Annotated in this window: 11 protein-coding genes; 2 read left to right on the forward strand and 9 right to left on the reverse strand. The window is 49.4% G+C overall.

From position 1 onward, the window contains the following. The 5 genes from raiA to mtrA form a co-directional block, all read right to left on the reverse strand. Nucleotides 1-586 (reverse strand): ribosome hibernation-promoting factor, HPF/YfiA family (gene raiA / locus Q0X35_RS01105; RefSeq protein WP_297564553.1); only part of this gene is annotated, 586 nt, incomplete at its 3' end. A gap of 203 nt (nucleotides 587-789) precedes the next feature. Beyond that, complete coding sequence (locus Q0X35_RS01110; protein WP_297564554.1) at nucleotides 790-1,635, reverse strand: ComF family protein; 846 nt, start codon at nucleotides 1,633-1,635, stop codon at nucleotides 790-792. A gap of 159 nt (nucleotides 1,636-1,794) precedes the next feature. Continuing rightward, nucleotides 1,795-3,480, reverse strand: a complete 1,686-nt coding sequence (locus Q0X35_RS01115) for an LpqB family beta-propeller domain-containing protein (RefSeq protein ID WP_297564555.1) — start codon at nucleotides 3,478-3,480, stop codon at nucleotides 1,795-1,797. Beyond that, on the reverse strand, nucleotides 3,470-5,350 hold the full coding sequence (gene mtrB, locus Q0X35_RS01120) for an MtrAB system histidine kinase MtrB (protein ID WP_297564556.1): 1,881 nt from the start codon (nucleotides 5,348-5,350) through the stop codon (nucleotides 3,470-3,472). Before mtrB ends, Q0X35_RS01115 begins: the two co-directional genes overlap by 11 nt. After that, nucleotides 5,347-6,027, reverse strand: coding sequence for an MtrAB system response regulator MtrA (mtrA, locus tag Q0X35_RS01125; protein ID WP_297564557.1), 681 nt, complete (start codon nucleotides 6,025-6,027; stop codon nucleotides 5,347-5,349). The genes mtrB and mtrA overlap by 4 nt, the downstream gene beginning before the upstream one ends. A gap of 195 nt (nucleotides 6,028-6,222) precedes the next feature. Between mtrA and Q0X35_RS01130 the strand changes: the two genes are divergently transcribed. Further along, nucleotides 6,223-7,401 carry a hypothetical protein gene (locus tag Q0X35_RS01130; protein WP_297564559.1) on the forward strand — a complete coding sequence of 393 codons (1,179 nt, stop codon included), beginning with the start codon at nucleotides 6,223-6,225 and terminating at the stop codon, nucleotides 7,399-7,401. Nucleotides 7,402-7,510: 109 nt separating this feature from the next. Here Q0X35_RS01130 and Q0X35_RS01135 read toward each other — a convergent pair whose 3' ends face one another. Further along, nucleotides 7,511-7,981: a DUF3499 domain-containing protein gene (locus tag Q0X35_RS01135; RefSeq protein WP_297564567.1), complete on the reverse strand. Its 471-nt coding sequence runs from the start codon at nucleotides 7,979-7,981 to the stop codon at nucleotides 7,511-7,513. A 76-nt stretch (nucleotides 7,982-8,057) separates the two neighbouring features. Here Q0X35_RS01135 and Q0X35_RS01140 point away from each other — a divergent pair, with 76 nt between their 5' ends. After that, a complete protein-coding gene (locus Q0X35_RS01140; protein ID WP_297564568.1) occupies nucleotides 8,058-8,492 on the forward strand; it encodes a metallopeptidase family protein in 435 nt (144 codons plus the stop codon). 70 nt (nucleotides 8,493-8,562) lie between these two features. On the opposite strand, the gene Q0X35_RS01145 is transcribed toward Q0X35_RS01140, so the two are convergent. From Q0X35_RS01145 to Q0X35_RS01155, 3 genes are read right to left on the reverse strand one after another with little or no spacing between them, the layout of a single operon-like run. Then, nucleotides 8,563-10,077, reverse strand: a complete 1,515-nt coding sequence (locus Q0X35_RS01145; protein WP_297564570.1) for a DUF5719 family protein — start codon at nucleotides 10,075-10,077, stop codon at nucleotides 8,563-8,565. Further along, entirely contained in the window at nucleotides 10,074-13,292 is a 3,219-nt protein-coding gene (locus Q0X35_RS01150) for a glycosyltransferase (RefSeq protein ID WP_297564572.1), read from the reverse strand. The genes Q0X35_RS01145 and Q0X35_RS01150 overlap by 4 nt, the downstream gene beginning before the upstream one ends. 27 nt (nucleotides 13,293-13,319) lie before the next feature. After that, complete coding sequence (locus tag Q0X35_RS01155; RefSeq protein ID WP_073996941.1) at nucleotides 13,320-13,601, reverse strand: WhiB family transcriptional regulator; 282 nt, start codon at nucleotides 13,599-13,601, stop codon at nucleotides 13,320-13,322. Nucleotides 13,602-13,732 lie beyond the last annotated feature (131 nt).

Consider the following 13,732-nt stretch of genomic DNA (forward strand, 5'->3'; position numbering starts at 1 on the left):
GCTGCAAAGTTTCTTCGTCGATGAATATATAGAACGGATGGCCTACCAGCTCCATCTCATAAATTGCCTGCTCAATATTCATAGGCTTAGCTTCGTAGAGCTTTTGCCGAATCATAACGGGGGAATCTCCCATCTGACTCTCTACTTCTTCTCCTAGGGAAGTGGGTACCGCTGCCGCATCCGGAGCATCAGCCGTTTTATCACTAGTGGAGTTTTGCAAACTCATCAGAGCTTCTATGTCAATTTCATGATAATCCCGAATAGCCCGCTTATCTGCGCGGCGGTGCTTAGTACGCCGCTCATTCGCCCGCCGCAACTGCTCAAGTAATTTTTGCGACGCTAAATCTAAAGCTCCATACTGATCAGAAGCAGCAGCTTCGGCGCGCACCACTGGCCCTTTATCCCGCAGCGTAATTTCAATACGGTAGGAGCGATCTGCCTGCGCTGGATTTAGCTCATGCGTAAGCTCTACTTCTACTCGCTGGGCGCGGGGAGCAAACTGCTCAATTTTGAAAAGTTTATCTTCCACATGCGTGCGAAAATTATCAGAAACTTCTGTATTTCTACCTTTAACTACAAATTCCACGATGACCTCCCTTGGTCTACCGGCAAGGCGGGCATACCCGCAGGTTTAATACACTCACGCGCGCGTGAGCAGCGAATCTTTATCACCCCATCTCCACCCTAAATAGAACGCTAAGTAAAACCACTAGCGGCTAAGCGCCCTATATTTAGCTATATTTAGCGATGCAGCAGCTAAAGATTTTCTCTTTCGCTACCGCACTTCAATTATACCGAATTTGTGAGCAAATTGTGAGCTGAACCACGCAAAATTTTTGGTTCGGCAGCCGCTAAAACCAAAGCTCCACGCACTTTTCCGCCCTCTCTTGCTATTGCGCGGGCGCACGCGCGCAAAGTAGCTCCCGAGGCAAGCACATCGTCTATCAGTAGCACTTCTCGCCCCGCGAGTGGCACCCGGCAGACAATATCGTGGCTAGATTCCACTCGCTTAGCCAAGGACTTGCTGCGATATTGCTGAAAAAATTTTTTCCAGATGATTCTGCTGCTGCGCGCAATCAACCCTGATCTGGAAGTGCTTTTCTTCCACAACACCGGCGCATATTCCCCTCCGCAACTCTCGGCCACGCGCCGAGCTAGTTTCCCGGCTACTAGCTGCCCTGCCCACCGACGAGAAAAGGCCGAAGGAGCATTGGTAATTAATAATTTTTGCTCTCCGGGAGGCGCAGCCAGTACTTCCCGCGGTATTTCTGCTAAAGCCTGCTGCCAAAGCAGAAGTATCTTTCTATCTAATTCCCGCAGATTACTGTGCTTCCAAGCCACAATAATGCGCCGGCACCTCCCGCGATACACACTCCGCGCATAAAGAGGGAAAGCTGGACGAAGTGTAAAACCCACTTCTCTACCTTCTGTCCCGTTTTCTGTCCCGTCTTCTGTCCCGTCTTTTTCCTCATCTTCTTCCTGCACTAACTGCAAATAAGGAGGGGCCGGCTGCCACCAAGCACCCGCTAGATAGCTGGCACATTCACCGCACAATTCCGTATCCCAGCTACCACACCCCACGCAGTACCGCGGAAATATCAAATCGAGAATTTCACTTATCCAGTTTTCCCTCATATGGATATATTTCCAGACGCAGAAAACCCGTAGTGGCTAAAAATAACTTTGGGGGGAAACCCCTCTTTTCTTGCACTCGGGCACAAAGATACTTTGAACCCATTTCAAATTCCTCATACTCAGCAATAACTAAGCTCTCCCCGGAACTGAAAATTTCACTCAGCCAGCTAAAGCAGGTGCACTTACCTTTTCCGCAATAACTTTCCACACTCCCCCAGAGTATTCATAAAGTTTAGAATCAACCCCTAAAAGCACAATGGAATCTTTACCGCGCCCAGCCGTCAAAGCCTGCGGATTAGTAATACCGTTGATTTTCTCCATAGGCCCGCCAATTTGCAGAGCAGAAAGTGAATTTTCGTCTTTTTCGTTTTCTTTTGCCAGCACTGCCAGCTTTGATTCACTTATCCACGCTATGTCGGAAATATTTTCCAAACGCTGCCCTATCTGCAGCGGTTCACCTAGCTTAATCGGTTTTCCGTGCTCATCACGCACGATGGCCACCACCAATAATTCTTGCTTAGCTTCTTTTCGGCAAGCTATAACAATGCGATTTCCTTCCCGTGATACCGCAATTGCCTGCACATCTTTACCTTTTAAGGAAGGAATATCTAAGCGGATATCAGCTCCGCCTGCCATAGAAATAGCCGCCAGAGCGCCATCTGAGCGCTTTTCACTTACCCATATCCACGTATATCTATCCATAGAAGGGCCCACCAGCTCTTGCCCACTGTATATTTGCTGCCAGCGAGCATCTGCATAATTCAAAAGATAGAGCCGACTGCGATTCCTCCCCAATGCAGCTCCATACTGCACATTATCACTGTATCCAGCAGCTAAATCAGTTAAGCCTAAACCGGCAATAGCCGCATTGTTAAAGAGCGGAAGTTGCTGATTCTTCGTAATTTGTACCGGAATTCCACCTGCCAGAGCAGTAAGTGGCGAAGTAGCTAACGGATATACTGGTAAATCCAATTTTGCCGTATCGCGCACCGGGCCGCCTTTGGCAAAAATCTTTATCTTCGGAGCGAGCCCAGCAGCGGCAAAAGTCTTTTCGAACTGCGCATTTATTAACGCCAGAGCCGAATCAGGGAGCGAAACTATATCGGAAGAGAGATTAATCTTCGCCACTGCCGGATCTACTTGTACTTCTACTGATTCCACGTCTGTGGATGCAGGGATCGCAGATTTTACTGCTTCCGCCAACCATTTAGACGGCCCAGCTACTAACCCGCGCGCCAACTGATTAGAAAGACGTTTGCGCGGATACCAGCGCACATCTGCTACTAAAGCCGAATTATCCTGATTGAGGAAATAGAGAGCAGCTTCCGCATAGAAAGATGAAAAAATTGCCTGCGGTATTACTATACCGTCAGTTAATACGGATATACGCCACTCTTTATCACTATTGCGCACCAAGGAATACTCGTTCGTAATTAACGCATCTTGCGGAGCATTTGCATACATTCCCTCCGCATTTATCGATCCGAGCGCCGCCACCGAAGTTTTAAAACTTCCCGTATCCGTCTGCGAAGTAGCTGGCGTGCGCGCATCAGCATAAATACTTACCTGCATAAGCGGATTCCACTTTGCAGCAGCTTCCGGCATTAGATACTCCCGCGCTACCGCAAAATCATCGTAGAGCCCGGCCGCCGCCGCTCGCGTAAAAGATTCCACTATCTCTTCCGGAGTTGCCCCCTTTTTCGGCCCTACCGGATGGAGCGTCACATCTCCATCTACCTGCCGAAGCCGCTCTTGTACCTGCACCTCTCCACTGCGAGGAAGTCCGGCACAAGCCGAGAGAAGCAGCAACAATACTCCCAATAAAGCAATACTTTTACTGCGCATTTTCTCTGCCCTCCTCGAGATCCACTACTTTATCTGACTCCGCAGCAACTTCTGAATCTTTCGGAGCTTCCGGAGCTTCCGGATCTGCATCTGTACCTACATCTGTATTTGCATCTATATCTGCAGCAGCGCCTGCTGCCGCCGCAGTTTTTTCTTCTGCTGCCGTCGCAGTTTTTTCTTCTGCTGCCGCCTCCTCGGAAGTTTCGTAGAGAAGCAACAAATCAGAAAGAGAAAGCGGTTTAATATGGCTTGCTCCAGGCTGCTTCGGGATAGTTAATAAAAATACTGCTCCCGCCCCTAAATAACCGCTTGCTTCTAAAGAACCACCATGTATGAGCGCATCTTCCCGGGCAATCGTAAGGCCTAAACCAGTGCCACCAGTTTTACGCACGCGCGAGCTATCTGCCCGCCAAAAACGATCGAATACGTGCTCAGCTTGATCTGCAGTAATCCCAATACCAAAATCAACTACTCCTACCGCCACTGCGGTATCATTGGCAGCCACCCGTATCTGCACGGGCTTTCCTTCTCCGTGCTCATAGGCATTCACCAATAAATTACGAATAATGCGCTCAATTCGGCGGGTTTCTATTTCTGCACTCGTTTCCCCACTGGTAATTATCTGGGTATCACTTCCATTATCTTGCGCGAGCGGGCGCAATGACGCCACCGTTTTCCTAACTAGCTCTGAGATATCTACCGTCTCTGTAGTAAGAGTCATAGCACCGGCATCGTAACGCGATATTTCCAAGAGATCAGCTAGCATCGAATCCAAATTATTCACCTGATCATGCTGCAATTCAGCACTGCGCCGCAAAGCCGCCGGCAGCTCTTCTCGCTTATCAAAAATAAGTTGCCCCGCCATACGGATAGTAGTCACTGGCGAACGCAATTCGTGCGATACTGCCGAAACAAATTGCGTCTGCAATTGAGACATTCTCTCCAACTGAGTAAATTGCTCTTCAATAGAAGCCGCCATCTGATTAAAAGCTTTTGCAAGGCGCGCTAATTCATCGCTTCCGCGCACTTCCATCCGCGTAGCAAATTCTCCCTCAGCCAGCAATTCTGCCTTCTTAGTGGCATTTTCAATCGGCCGCAACAGCATACGCAGCACAATTATCAATAAAATTAAAATGAAAAGAAAAAGCACCACTACCGAGGCGATCAGTACCTTGTACATCGCATTTAGTAAAGATTCTTGCGCGGCCAGAGTATATACGGCATAGATTTCGTAATTTCCCGCATTTGGTATTTGCAGCATTGCTCCGGCAATTATTCCTGGATCCGCTCCGCCATCTGCATTAGGCACTTCAACTGATTGCCAGGCAATATTTTTTGAATTTACACTCTCTTTTTCTAAAGTACTGCGAATTTCTGGCGTTATTAACGCTCGCACCTGCGTATCAGAAGCGGTAGAAGGCTCAAAAATCTGATTAGCTGAATACTTTTGCCCTTCCGAAAGCAACAGCACTGATCCAACTAGCCCTCGCCCGGGATTGTACATTGAAGCTACCACTTCATTAGCCACTTGCTGGGCTTGCCCGGTAGTAGGAGATTCTGCAGCCGAAAATTTATCTTGCGCAGCAGTAACTTTCATCGAAAAGTACTCTAAATCCGAGCGTACAGTTTGCTCGAAAATTGCCGATTCCATCGCCGTGGTGATTACGAAACCAGTGATTCCAATCCCGACTAAACCTGCGCAAATTATCACCACTGTCACCCGCAGACGCAGCGAATTTCCCCAATTTTTTTGAAATCTTTCCAGCCGGGTAGAGATGCGCTCAAATAAACCCGGTTTATTGGCCTCCGAGGAGCTAGCCGGGCTAGGTACAGAAATAGAATCGGTTACTTCTATCGTTGCAGAACTCAATCCTTACTCGCTCCTGCCCGATATCCCACACCGCGTACCGTCAAAACCACTTCCGGATTATCCGGATCTTTCTCAACTTTTGCCCGCAACCTTTGTACGTGTACATTAACTAGCCGAGTATCTGCAGCATGCTGGTATCCCCACACTATTTCCAGCAACTCTTCGCGCGAAAATACTTGATAGGGCTTCCGAGCCAGTACCGAAAGTAAATCGAACTCCAGCGGCGTCAAATGAATTTTCTTTTCGCCCCGCCGCACTTCATGAGCAGTAAAATCAATAGTTAAATCAGCTATATGTAATATCTCTGCCTCTGGCTCCTGCCGGCGCAAACGAGTCTTTACCCGCGCTAATAAGATCGAATTATCAAAAGGCTTAGTGACGTAATCATCTGCTCCGGCTTCTAAGCCGGCAATCACATCTACCGAATCCGTCTTTGCACTCATCATTATTATTGGCACATCAGATTCTTCGCGAATTTTTTGGCAGGCAGTCACGCCGTCCATACCCGGAAGCATCACATCTAAAAGCACTAAATCCGGATGCTCCGCCCGAAACAGCGGCAAAATACTATTACCATGCGCACATACAGTAACTTCGTAGCCTTCCGACTCCAAAAGAATAGCTACCATTTCGGAAATACCGGGATCGTCATCTACTACCAGTATACGCGCGCTCATAATCCTACCGTTCTGTAGTGCTAAAGAAATAAATGTGGATATCTATACCTCTACTTTATATTAGAGCTCCGATATTTTTATTGTGACACCGCGTTTTTCAGCAGTATCCCTGGAAAATGCCATTTATTTGCGCTAATCTCAACTTTGAGCCGTGGATAGCGGTATTCAGCAAAAGTACCAGCGGTAGGAGATTCTATGGATACCCCTAATGAGCAGCCAGATTCACTTTCTAAGAACGAAAATCTACCCCAGCACGAATCAGAAACACTAGAAGCCGGAGCGATTGCAACCACTCCCATCGAATCTACCCCAAAGGAATCTGTACCAACTGAATCTACCCCAGTTGCAGCTACGCCGAGCGAATCCACTTCCTTAGAATCTATCTTGCCGAGCTACGATAGCTACCGCATTACGAATAATACCGACCCCCATGCTGGCCCGCGCCCGATGCGCACGGTAATACCTCTGCGCGAGCACACGGTGGGAGAAATAATAACTTCCGCTTTTCGGCTCCTTAAATTTAACCCCGTAGCCTATATACTCTTCCCCGCTATTTTGACGCTCGCAGTAATTGCCCTTATCGTAATTATCTCGGCCAGTTCTGATACTTCCATACTCACCACTTTAGATTTAGCAGATTTAGATACCACTAATACGGGCTTTGCCGCTTCCGCCTCCTTACTCGGAGGAGCCGCCCTCTCCATTAATATCTGCATTATCTTGGAAATTCTTATCATATATATATCCAGCACTCGCTTTACCATTAACTCTATCCGTGGTATAAAACTTTCGCTGCGGGATGCTTTCCACCTCTCCCTTCCCCGTCTAGGCTGGAACTTCCTGCGCTACATAGGGCTATATGAAATTTATTATCTAGCTTTCATAATCGGCGGCGGCATTCTATTTGCCATATTAATCGCAACCGGCGGATCCTTTACTACCACTGATTTCACAAGCAATATCGCCGACTCTATTTTCCTCACGCTTCTCTGCTTACTGCTAATATTTTTCAGTATTCGCCTCTCCGTGGCTGGTCCCGCAATAGTGGCAGAAGATATTGGCCCCCTTGCCGCCATTGAGCGATCTTGGAAACTAACGAAAAACTATTTTTGGCGTTTATTGGGAGTAATTGCACTTACTGCAATTTTGCTCATTGCCGCCACCTTAGTAATTATCATATCTTTCAGCGTCATCATAATAGCAATAGATAGCTCAGTAGCTACTCTCATTTCTTTCTTCGCCATACTTCTCATAACGATGGCAATCTTTACGCCTTTCAGTATGGCGGTGACGAATATAATGTACGTAAACATGCGCTTTGCCAAAGAGAACTTTGCACAGCAAATTATCGATACACTTCCGCAAAATAACTAAGGAACCTAGCTATCAGCACCCCAACCAATAACTAGTCTTTAAATTCACGCTAACTATTTAAGCAGTGGGCTGGCCTATAAAATGGGCTGATTTCTAAATAGATTAGCCTCTAATCAGTAGGTTCTTTTTCAGCTTTTGCGGCTTTTGCGGCTTTCGCGGATTCTTCAGCTTTCTCTGCTTTTTCCGCTTTCTCAGTATCTGGCAGATTCGGCACCGCCATTAAATTCGGGCGCGGGCGCGGGCGCGTGGAAAGATCTGCCGCTGGCCGGCGCACTTCCCGCCGGGCCGGAGTAGGAGGTGGCACTTCTTTACGAGAAGCTTCGCGGATTGCATCTGCGAGCGCCGTCAAATCATCCGGAGAAGGATCTACTGGTTCAAATTCCGTAGCTAACCTAATCATTTGCCAACCCACGGGAACAGTGACGGAAAGAGCATGCTTCGCACATAAATCGAAAGCACCGGCGCGGGCTATAGGTGCTAGCGGACCAATCACCGCGGTGGCTTCCCGGTAGTCATAAGTCATGGTGGCAACTGCCGGTTCCGTGCAGCTACTGCGCGAACAATGTCTAATATGTGCCATGCGTTTAATTTACACTCTTCTCATTTATTATGCGTTACTACACTTAGCCTAGTATTTTCTAGCTAAACTTAAAATCATGAGCACACTGCATATTCCTCGGCGAGATAAAGCGCCGCGCCGGAACCGGCACGGGCGTTCTCTGCGCGGGCCGGTTATTCCGCCGTCGGTACCGGCTTGGCGTACGCGCGCCGATAAATTTGATGACGCAGTAGCCAGTGATATTGCCCAATTTCGGCTCTTTTTAGGCAGCAAACTGGATCACTACGATTTTGCGGTGCTCGATATGCCGGAAAAAGCTCCGGCTCCGTGGGAAAAAGGAATTCCCCTGGGGCGCTTTTTTCCTTTTGAACGCCCGGCGAAAATTCACGGGCGCATAGTTTTTTATCGCCTACCGATTCTCTCTGCCGCACGCCAAGAGAGCAATTTTTCATTATTTTTACACCAAGTAATAACTATGCATATAGCTTCGGCTCTGAACGTAGATCCGCAAACTATCGACTATCTACAGTAGATAGAAGGAAACGGCAACAAGATAGATAGCGCGGCAGCGCGGCAGCGCGGCAATGCGGCAGCGCCGAATTTTAATTTACCCCATGGAGAGAGAAGGAGCTAGAGCTAGCTATATCCGGGGTTAAAGGCAACCAATCTATACCTTTTCCACCCGCCACATCTGCTTTCACTATCACTCCACCGTAGAGAGGACGCTCGGCAGCTATATTCACATAGGTAGTTTTATCTGGTAAATCTATACCGGAGGTACCGGAAATAGTGAGTTCATTTTTCGCCAGAGATTTTCCGGCCGCGTCAAAAGCTTCCCACTGCACGGAAGTACTCCCCGCAGTTGCCGGTGTCATTATTAATCTCCCAGTTCCCAGTGCGAAAGCAACGGCACTATTTTTTAACTCTGGTTGCGCTGCCAGCCAAGCAATATCGGTACCGTTTTCCGTTTCGTAAGCCAATTGCACGCCGGCCGCAATCGCCGCCCCCGATTCTAGCTGCAGCGTATAATCTCCGGGCTTTAAGCCGTCTAAATTCAAATCTAATACTGCTTGCCCAGCTACTTGCACCTGTTCACTCCCGGCCAAGGGCGCCCGCTTACCACTGCGATCTATAGTGAAAATTCGTACTTCCTGAGTTTTCTCTTCCGTATTTACTATACGCAAACTGGCTTTCACTCCGGCAGCTACCAAGCTAGATTCTTCACCGCGGGCTGCGGCATCCGGAATTTCGGCAGTTAGTGAATCTCCAGCTGGTAGATGCAAACCAGGTATCACTAAATCTTTTCCAGATACCCCGGCGTCGAGAAAATCAATTCCCCGCGGAGTGTATCCCGTAAGACTATTTGTCTGCAGCGAAGCCGCAAAAAATCCAGAATCAGAATACACGTGCAAAGCAGAACGCTCACCATCTGCCAAAATACCATCTAGAGATACCGTCTTTGCCGCATGCGGAGCTAAATTTATATTGCTGCCGCTCCCTAGCTCTTGTTTTCCTTTCTCAGTGTATTGAGAAATATGGATAAGCATCGGATTGGGAGACGGATTTACTAGAAACAACCGGCTAGCTTCTCCTATTTTTACGCTTCCGCCCACAAACCAAGCAGCACTAGCAGCCCATCGGCACGGATTATTGGCGATTCCGCGTAAATCTCCCGCCTGCGCTAAATGAGCACTTCCGCCGCTCATATTAGCCCCATCCGCCTGCCCGCGTTTGATAAGGATACTTCCTTGCAACATCGGCTGCTGCAATCCCGTCTGGGCAGTGTAATCCGTTCCAAGTACTGGAGAGGCAATAGCTTTTTTATCAGCATCGCTGCCCGGAATCCAGGTAGCAGCGGCGGCATTTAAATCTACCCCGGAGAGAAAAGCTCCTGCCCAACCTTGAATTTTCTCTTCCGTTTGCATAGTGCTGCCCACTTGCGGAATTAATCTTTCAGCTCCGCCAGTGCATATTAAAGAAATAGTGCCATCGGTAGCGGCTACTCCGGGCAGCTCTTTTTCCGTAGCAGGCGGCGAAGGTAATAAATAAGCGGCTCCACCTACCGCCCCTCCTAGTGCTAACACCACTAGCGCAGTAAAGAAATTTTTAACCTTCACGGCCTTTCCTTTCGTCGGCGCGCTCCTAAAGGCAAGGCAACCACTACGGCAATTATTCCTACTATTATCTGCGCAGTTAATATACCCGTGCGCAGCGGATCTCGATAAGTTACATATAAAGTACCCGCTTGCTCAGCTGGAATCTTCCATCTTTGCTCCCAATTAGGAGAATCTTTTTCCAGCTCTTGACCATTTAATTCCGCATGCCACCCGGCAGCTTTTCGCTCGGCCAATACCAGATTGCGCTCATTCCCCGCCGCAATTTCCGTCTTGATTCGATACTTGCCCGCAGCTAAAGCCTCCAAAGCAGCTCCATCCGTTTCTATAGCTGCGCGCGGCGCCGGCTCCGGTAAATCGGGGCCAGTAATCCGCCAGAATTGCCCTGTTTCATTTTCCGTCACGTATTCCAAACCAGGAGCGGCAAAAAGATAAGATGCTAATTCGCTCCGACTTTCGGCGGATTCACCTGCTTCCGCAGGAGGCAACAGCACTATCGATATGCCATGGGCATATAAAGCAGGTACCGCAGCTGTAGATCCAGTGAGTAAATCAGCTACCGCTTTTTCTAGATCTTGCTGGGCTGGGTCAGAACTAGTTAAAGAAGCAGTGCCCACCACTCGCGAAAGCGGAAATTCGTGCAGCTGCAAACCAGCTGCCCGCCAGATCTCGGCGTTATAACCACCCTGGTAGGCTCGCAGAGCTAAGACACGCGCCCGCGCCGGAGAATTCATCTGCTTTTCTGCCAAGGCCGGCACTACTTGGGCAGGCTGCGCGTGCAGTACCGCATTTACTCCACTTATTTGAATATGAGCCCACTGCCCCATGATTCCGAGTAAAGCCAGCGGGAAAAGTAGTAATCCTATCCCCGTGAGGGCATGAGCGAAACCAAAATTGCGCTGCCGAAGCGCAGTAAAAAGCCCGTAGGAGCCAAAACAAAATACGAGGAATAATCCGAGCCAAGCACAGCTCAAACCGAGGCCGTGCCAAGCAGAGATACCGCGTGCCCGCCCGCCTTCAATACGCCAAGCCACTAAGAGATACGGTGAAACTAACGCCCAAAGAAATCCGCAAAGCGCCAGTAACCAAGCAAAGCGAATCTGCCGAGCTTTTTGCCCTCGTAGCAACAGTAGGATGGCTAAGAAAATCAATAACGCTAAGCTGCCGAAGAGAAAAGCGTCTGCGCCGCGGATATCAAAGGGACGTGTGGTGAAACCTTGCGCTACTTGGAGAGGCGATTTTGCTCCTGCATAGGGCAGACCGGGAGACGAGAAGAGAAAAGCGAAAATATTTTCGGCTTTGAGACTGATTAAAGAAGGAAGAAGCAGCACGAAAGCCGGTACCGGCAACCATAGCCAAATGAGTTTATTTTTTGCACCTAGCAAAGCTATGAGCATTACGAAGAAAGAAAATACTAGGAATATAGGGGCGGAGGCCGCCATTAGCGCAAAGATAAGTGCCGCTAGCCCTAAATGGCCGCTGTATCCGCGCCATGCTCCTACTAAGGCCCAGCCGAGAAGCGGAATGAAGATATGCACTAAAGCCGGACCAATACGCCCACTGCTGAGCGCTTCTAATAAAGCTGGGGATAACACCCAAAAAAGTGCTGCTCCGGTGCGCACCAGCCAAGATTTTGTAAACCGACCGGCAAAAAGATAGGCACTAATCGCTCCTATTGGAATAGCCGCATAGAGCAAAAAAGTCAGTAGAGTACCGAGCGAAAGATGGAACGGAGCTCCGAGTGCCAGAAGTGACAACAAAACTAACCAGAGAGAATCTATGGGCAAACTGTAGCCATCTCCGCTCAGCAACCAGGAATTTCGTATTGCTTGCCAGAGCTCACCGGCTGTAGAGCTATCGCCAAGCAGCTGACCGCCTGCCAAGGTGCCAGATGAAAAATACGGCAAATTGAAAAGAATGGAGATGAGTATGGCCGCCAGCAGTGTGAAGATAAAACCGCGGCGCGTATGCCGGCGTAAATCCTGCTGCGCCGCCACAATAAGCGGATTAGGCTGCGCTGATAGCTGCCGAGCCTCTGCTCGTTCTTTTTTCGCTTCTCTTTTTGCCCAGCGTATTTCTACCGGCCTTGCTTCTAGGGCCCGCAAACCAGCTACTGCACTTCCCGCCGCAGCTATCTTTTTCCGCCCACGCCGCACAGCGGGGAAACTGGTAGCGATATGAGCAGCAGCCGCAATTTCTCCGCGTGCCCGCACTAAATCACGCCCAGCTAGCCGAATGAGCATTCGGCCAAATCCCCCGAGAATATAGCCTAACCAGCAAAATACTAGTAGAGCATCAGGAGCAGCCAGTAGCGAATTAAAAATTTGCGCTTGCCGCCGCCGGCCATAGCTCTGCGCCATGGCGTCGTCGGAGGCAGAAGATTCTACTTCAGCTGGAGCATCCGGGGAAAAAGAAAACTGCCGATGATATACGACGGCGGCAGGAGCTACTACTACTCGATAACCAGCTAGGCGAATCCGCCGCGAAAATTCGAGACCATCTCCAAAAGGTCCTAGATTACTATTGAGCCCTCCGAGCTGCCGATATATATCACTGCGCACCAGCATGCCCGCGGTTCCGATTGCCAGCATATCTTCTCGGTTGTCATGCTGGCCTTGGTCTCTTTCCCCTAAATCCACTTCGGGAACTCGCCGCGCCGAACGGGTAGCGCGAATTCCCACTTCTAGAAGTTGAGGGGTAGTAGTTTTATTTGTTTCCGCTGCAGAATTATTTTCTATCCAAGTGAGTTGTTTCGGCCCTACTGCCCCAATCGCCTGAGAAAGTTCTCCTTTTCGGAGCAAGATATTGAGAGCAGATTTATCCGGAGCCGAATCGGCGTGCAAAATCCATATCCAGCCCCGCTGCCCCGTATTTTCCTCAGCAAGTGCGGGAATTTTTTCCAAAGCGGCGGCCAGAGAATTAACTACTCCGGTTTCCACAATCTCCACTGCGGGCATCCGCGCCTGATAATTATGACTCGCAGTTTCACTCGCAGTTTCACTCGTAGGCGCCGCAGGCGTAGCTGGAAAAATGCTGCGCACCCGTTCCGTTAATTCAGCAGTCTGTGCCGGCACAGCAATAAAAATTCGCTGCGGTTTGAGCTCCTGGGCGCATAGACCTTGCAGAGTGCGCGGCAAATAATCTTGATCAGCTTGGCAAGCCACTACTACGGCGGTTACCGGCTCGCGCACTGCCTCCATCTTATTTTGCGAAATCATACTCCCGCTCCTGCCGGCTTCCACTACCTATATTTCGCCGGCAGCTCTTTTACGCTCCCGAGCTAGGCGCTTTCTATCATTATCGGAAGTGCCGCCCCAGATTCCGTGCCGTATATCGTGCGAAACGGCGTACTCTAAGCATTCCGCGCGCACGGGGCAGCTTCGACAAATAGAAGTAGCCGGAGCAGTCGATCCACCTTTTTCTGGATAAAAGAGATCGGGGTCAGTCTGCGCACAGAGGGCATCTTCCATCCAGCTTAAATCTTCGCCTGCCGCTGTGCCGTATCCGAGGTTAAAAATACCCAGCATGAGACTTTGGGCGTCTTTAGCGTCCGTAATTGCCGCTTCGCGGGAGGTAACGCTACGTACCTCGCGAAGTGACACTGCGGAAGTTTCGTGCCGCATAGCTCACCTCTTCTGCCGGTTAGTTATTTACTAAC

It is taken from the genome of uncultured Arcanobacterium sp., from assembly GCF_947253055.1.
GTDB lineage: Bacteria > Actinomycetota > Actinomycetes > Actinomycetales > Actinomycetaceae > Arcanobacterium_A.

Coding starts and splice junctions, on each gene's coding strand:
- Q0X35_RS01110 (WP_297564554.1), bottom strand. CDS start 1,635: ATGAGGGAAAACTGGATAAGTGAAATTCTCGATTTGATATTTCCGCGG.
- Q0X35_RS01115 (WP_297564555.1), bottom strand. CDS start 3,480: ATGCGCAGTAAAAGTATTGCTTTATTGGGAGTATTGTTGCTGCTTCTC.
- mtrA (WP_297564557.1), bottom strand. CDS start 6,027: ATGAGCGCGCGTATACTGGTAGTAGATGACGATCCCGGTATTTCCGAA.
- Q0X35_RS01130 (WP_297564559.1), top strand. CDS start 6,223: ATGGATACCCCTAATGAGCAGCCAGATTCACTTTCTAAGAACGAAAAT.
- Q0X35_RS01135 (WP_297564567.1), bottom strand. CDS start 7,981: ATGGCACATATTAGACATTGTTCGCGCAGTAGCTGCACGGAACCGGCA.
- Q0X35_RS01140 (WP_297564568.1), top strand. CDS start 8,058: ATGAGCACACTGCATATTCCTCGGCGAGATAAAGCGCCGCGCCGGAAC.
- Q0X35_RS01150 (WP_297564572.1), bottom strand. CDS start 13,292: ATGATTTCGCAAAATAAGATGGAGGCAGTGCGCGAGCCGGTAACCGCC.
- Q0X35_RS01155 (WP_073996941.1), bottom strand. CDS start 13,601: ATGCTGGGTATTTTTAACCTCGGATACGGCACAGCGGCAGGCGAAGAT.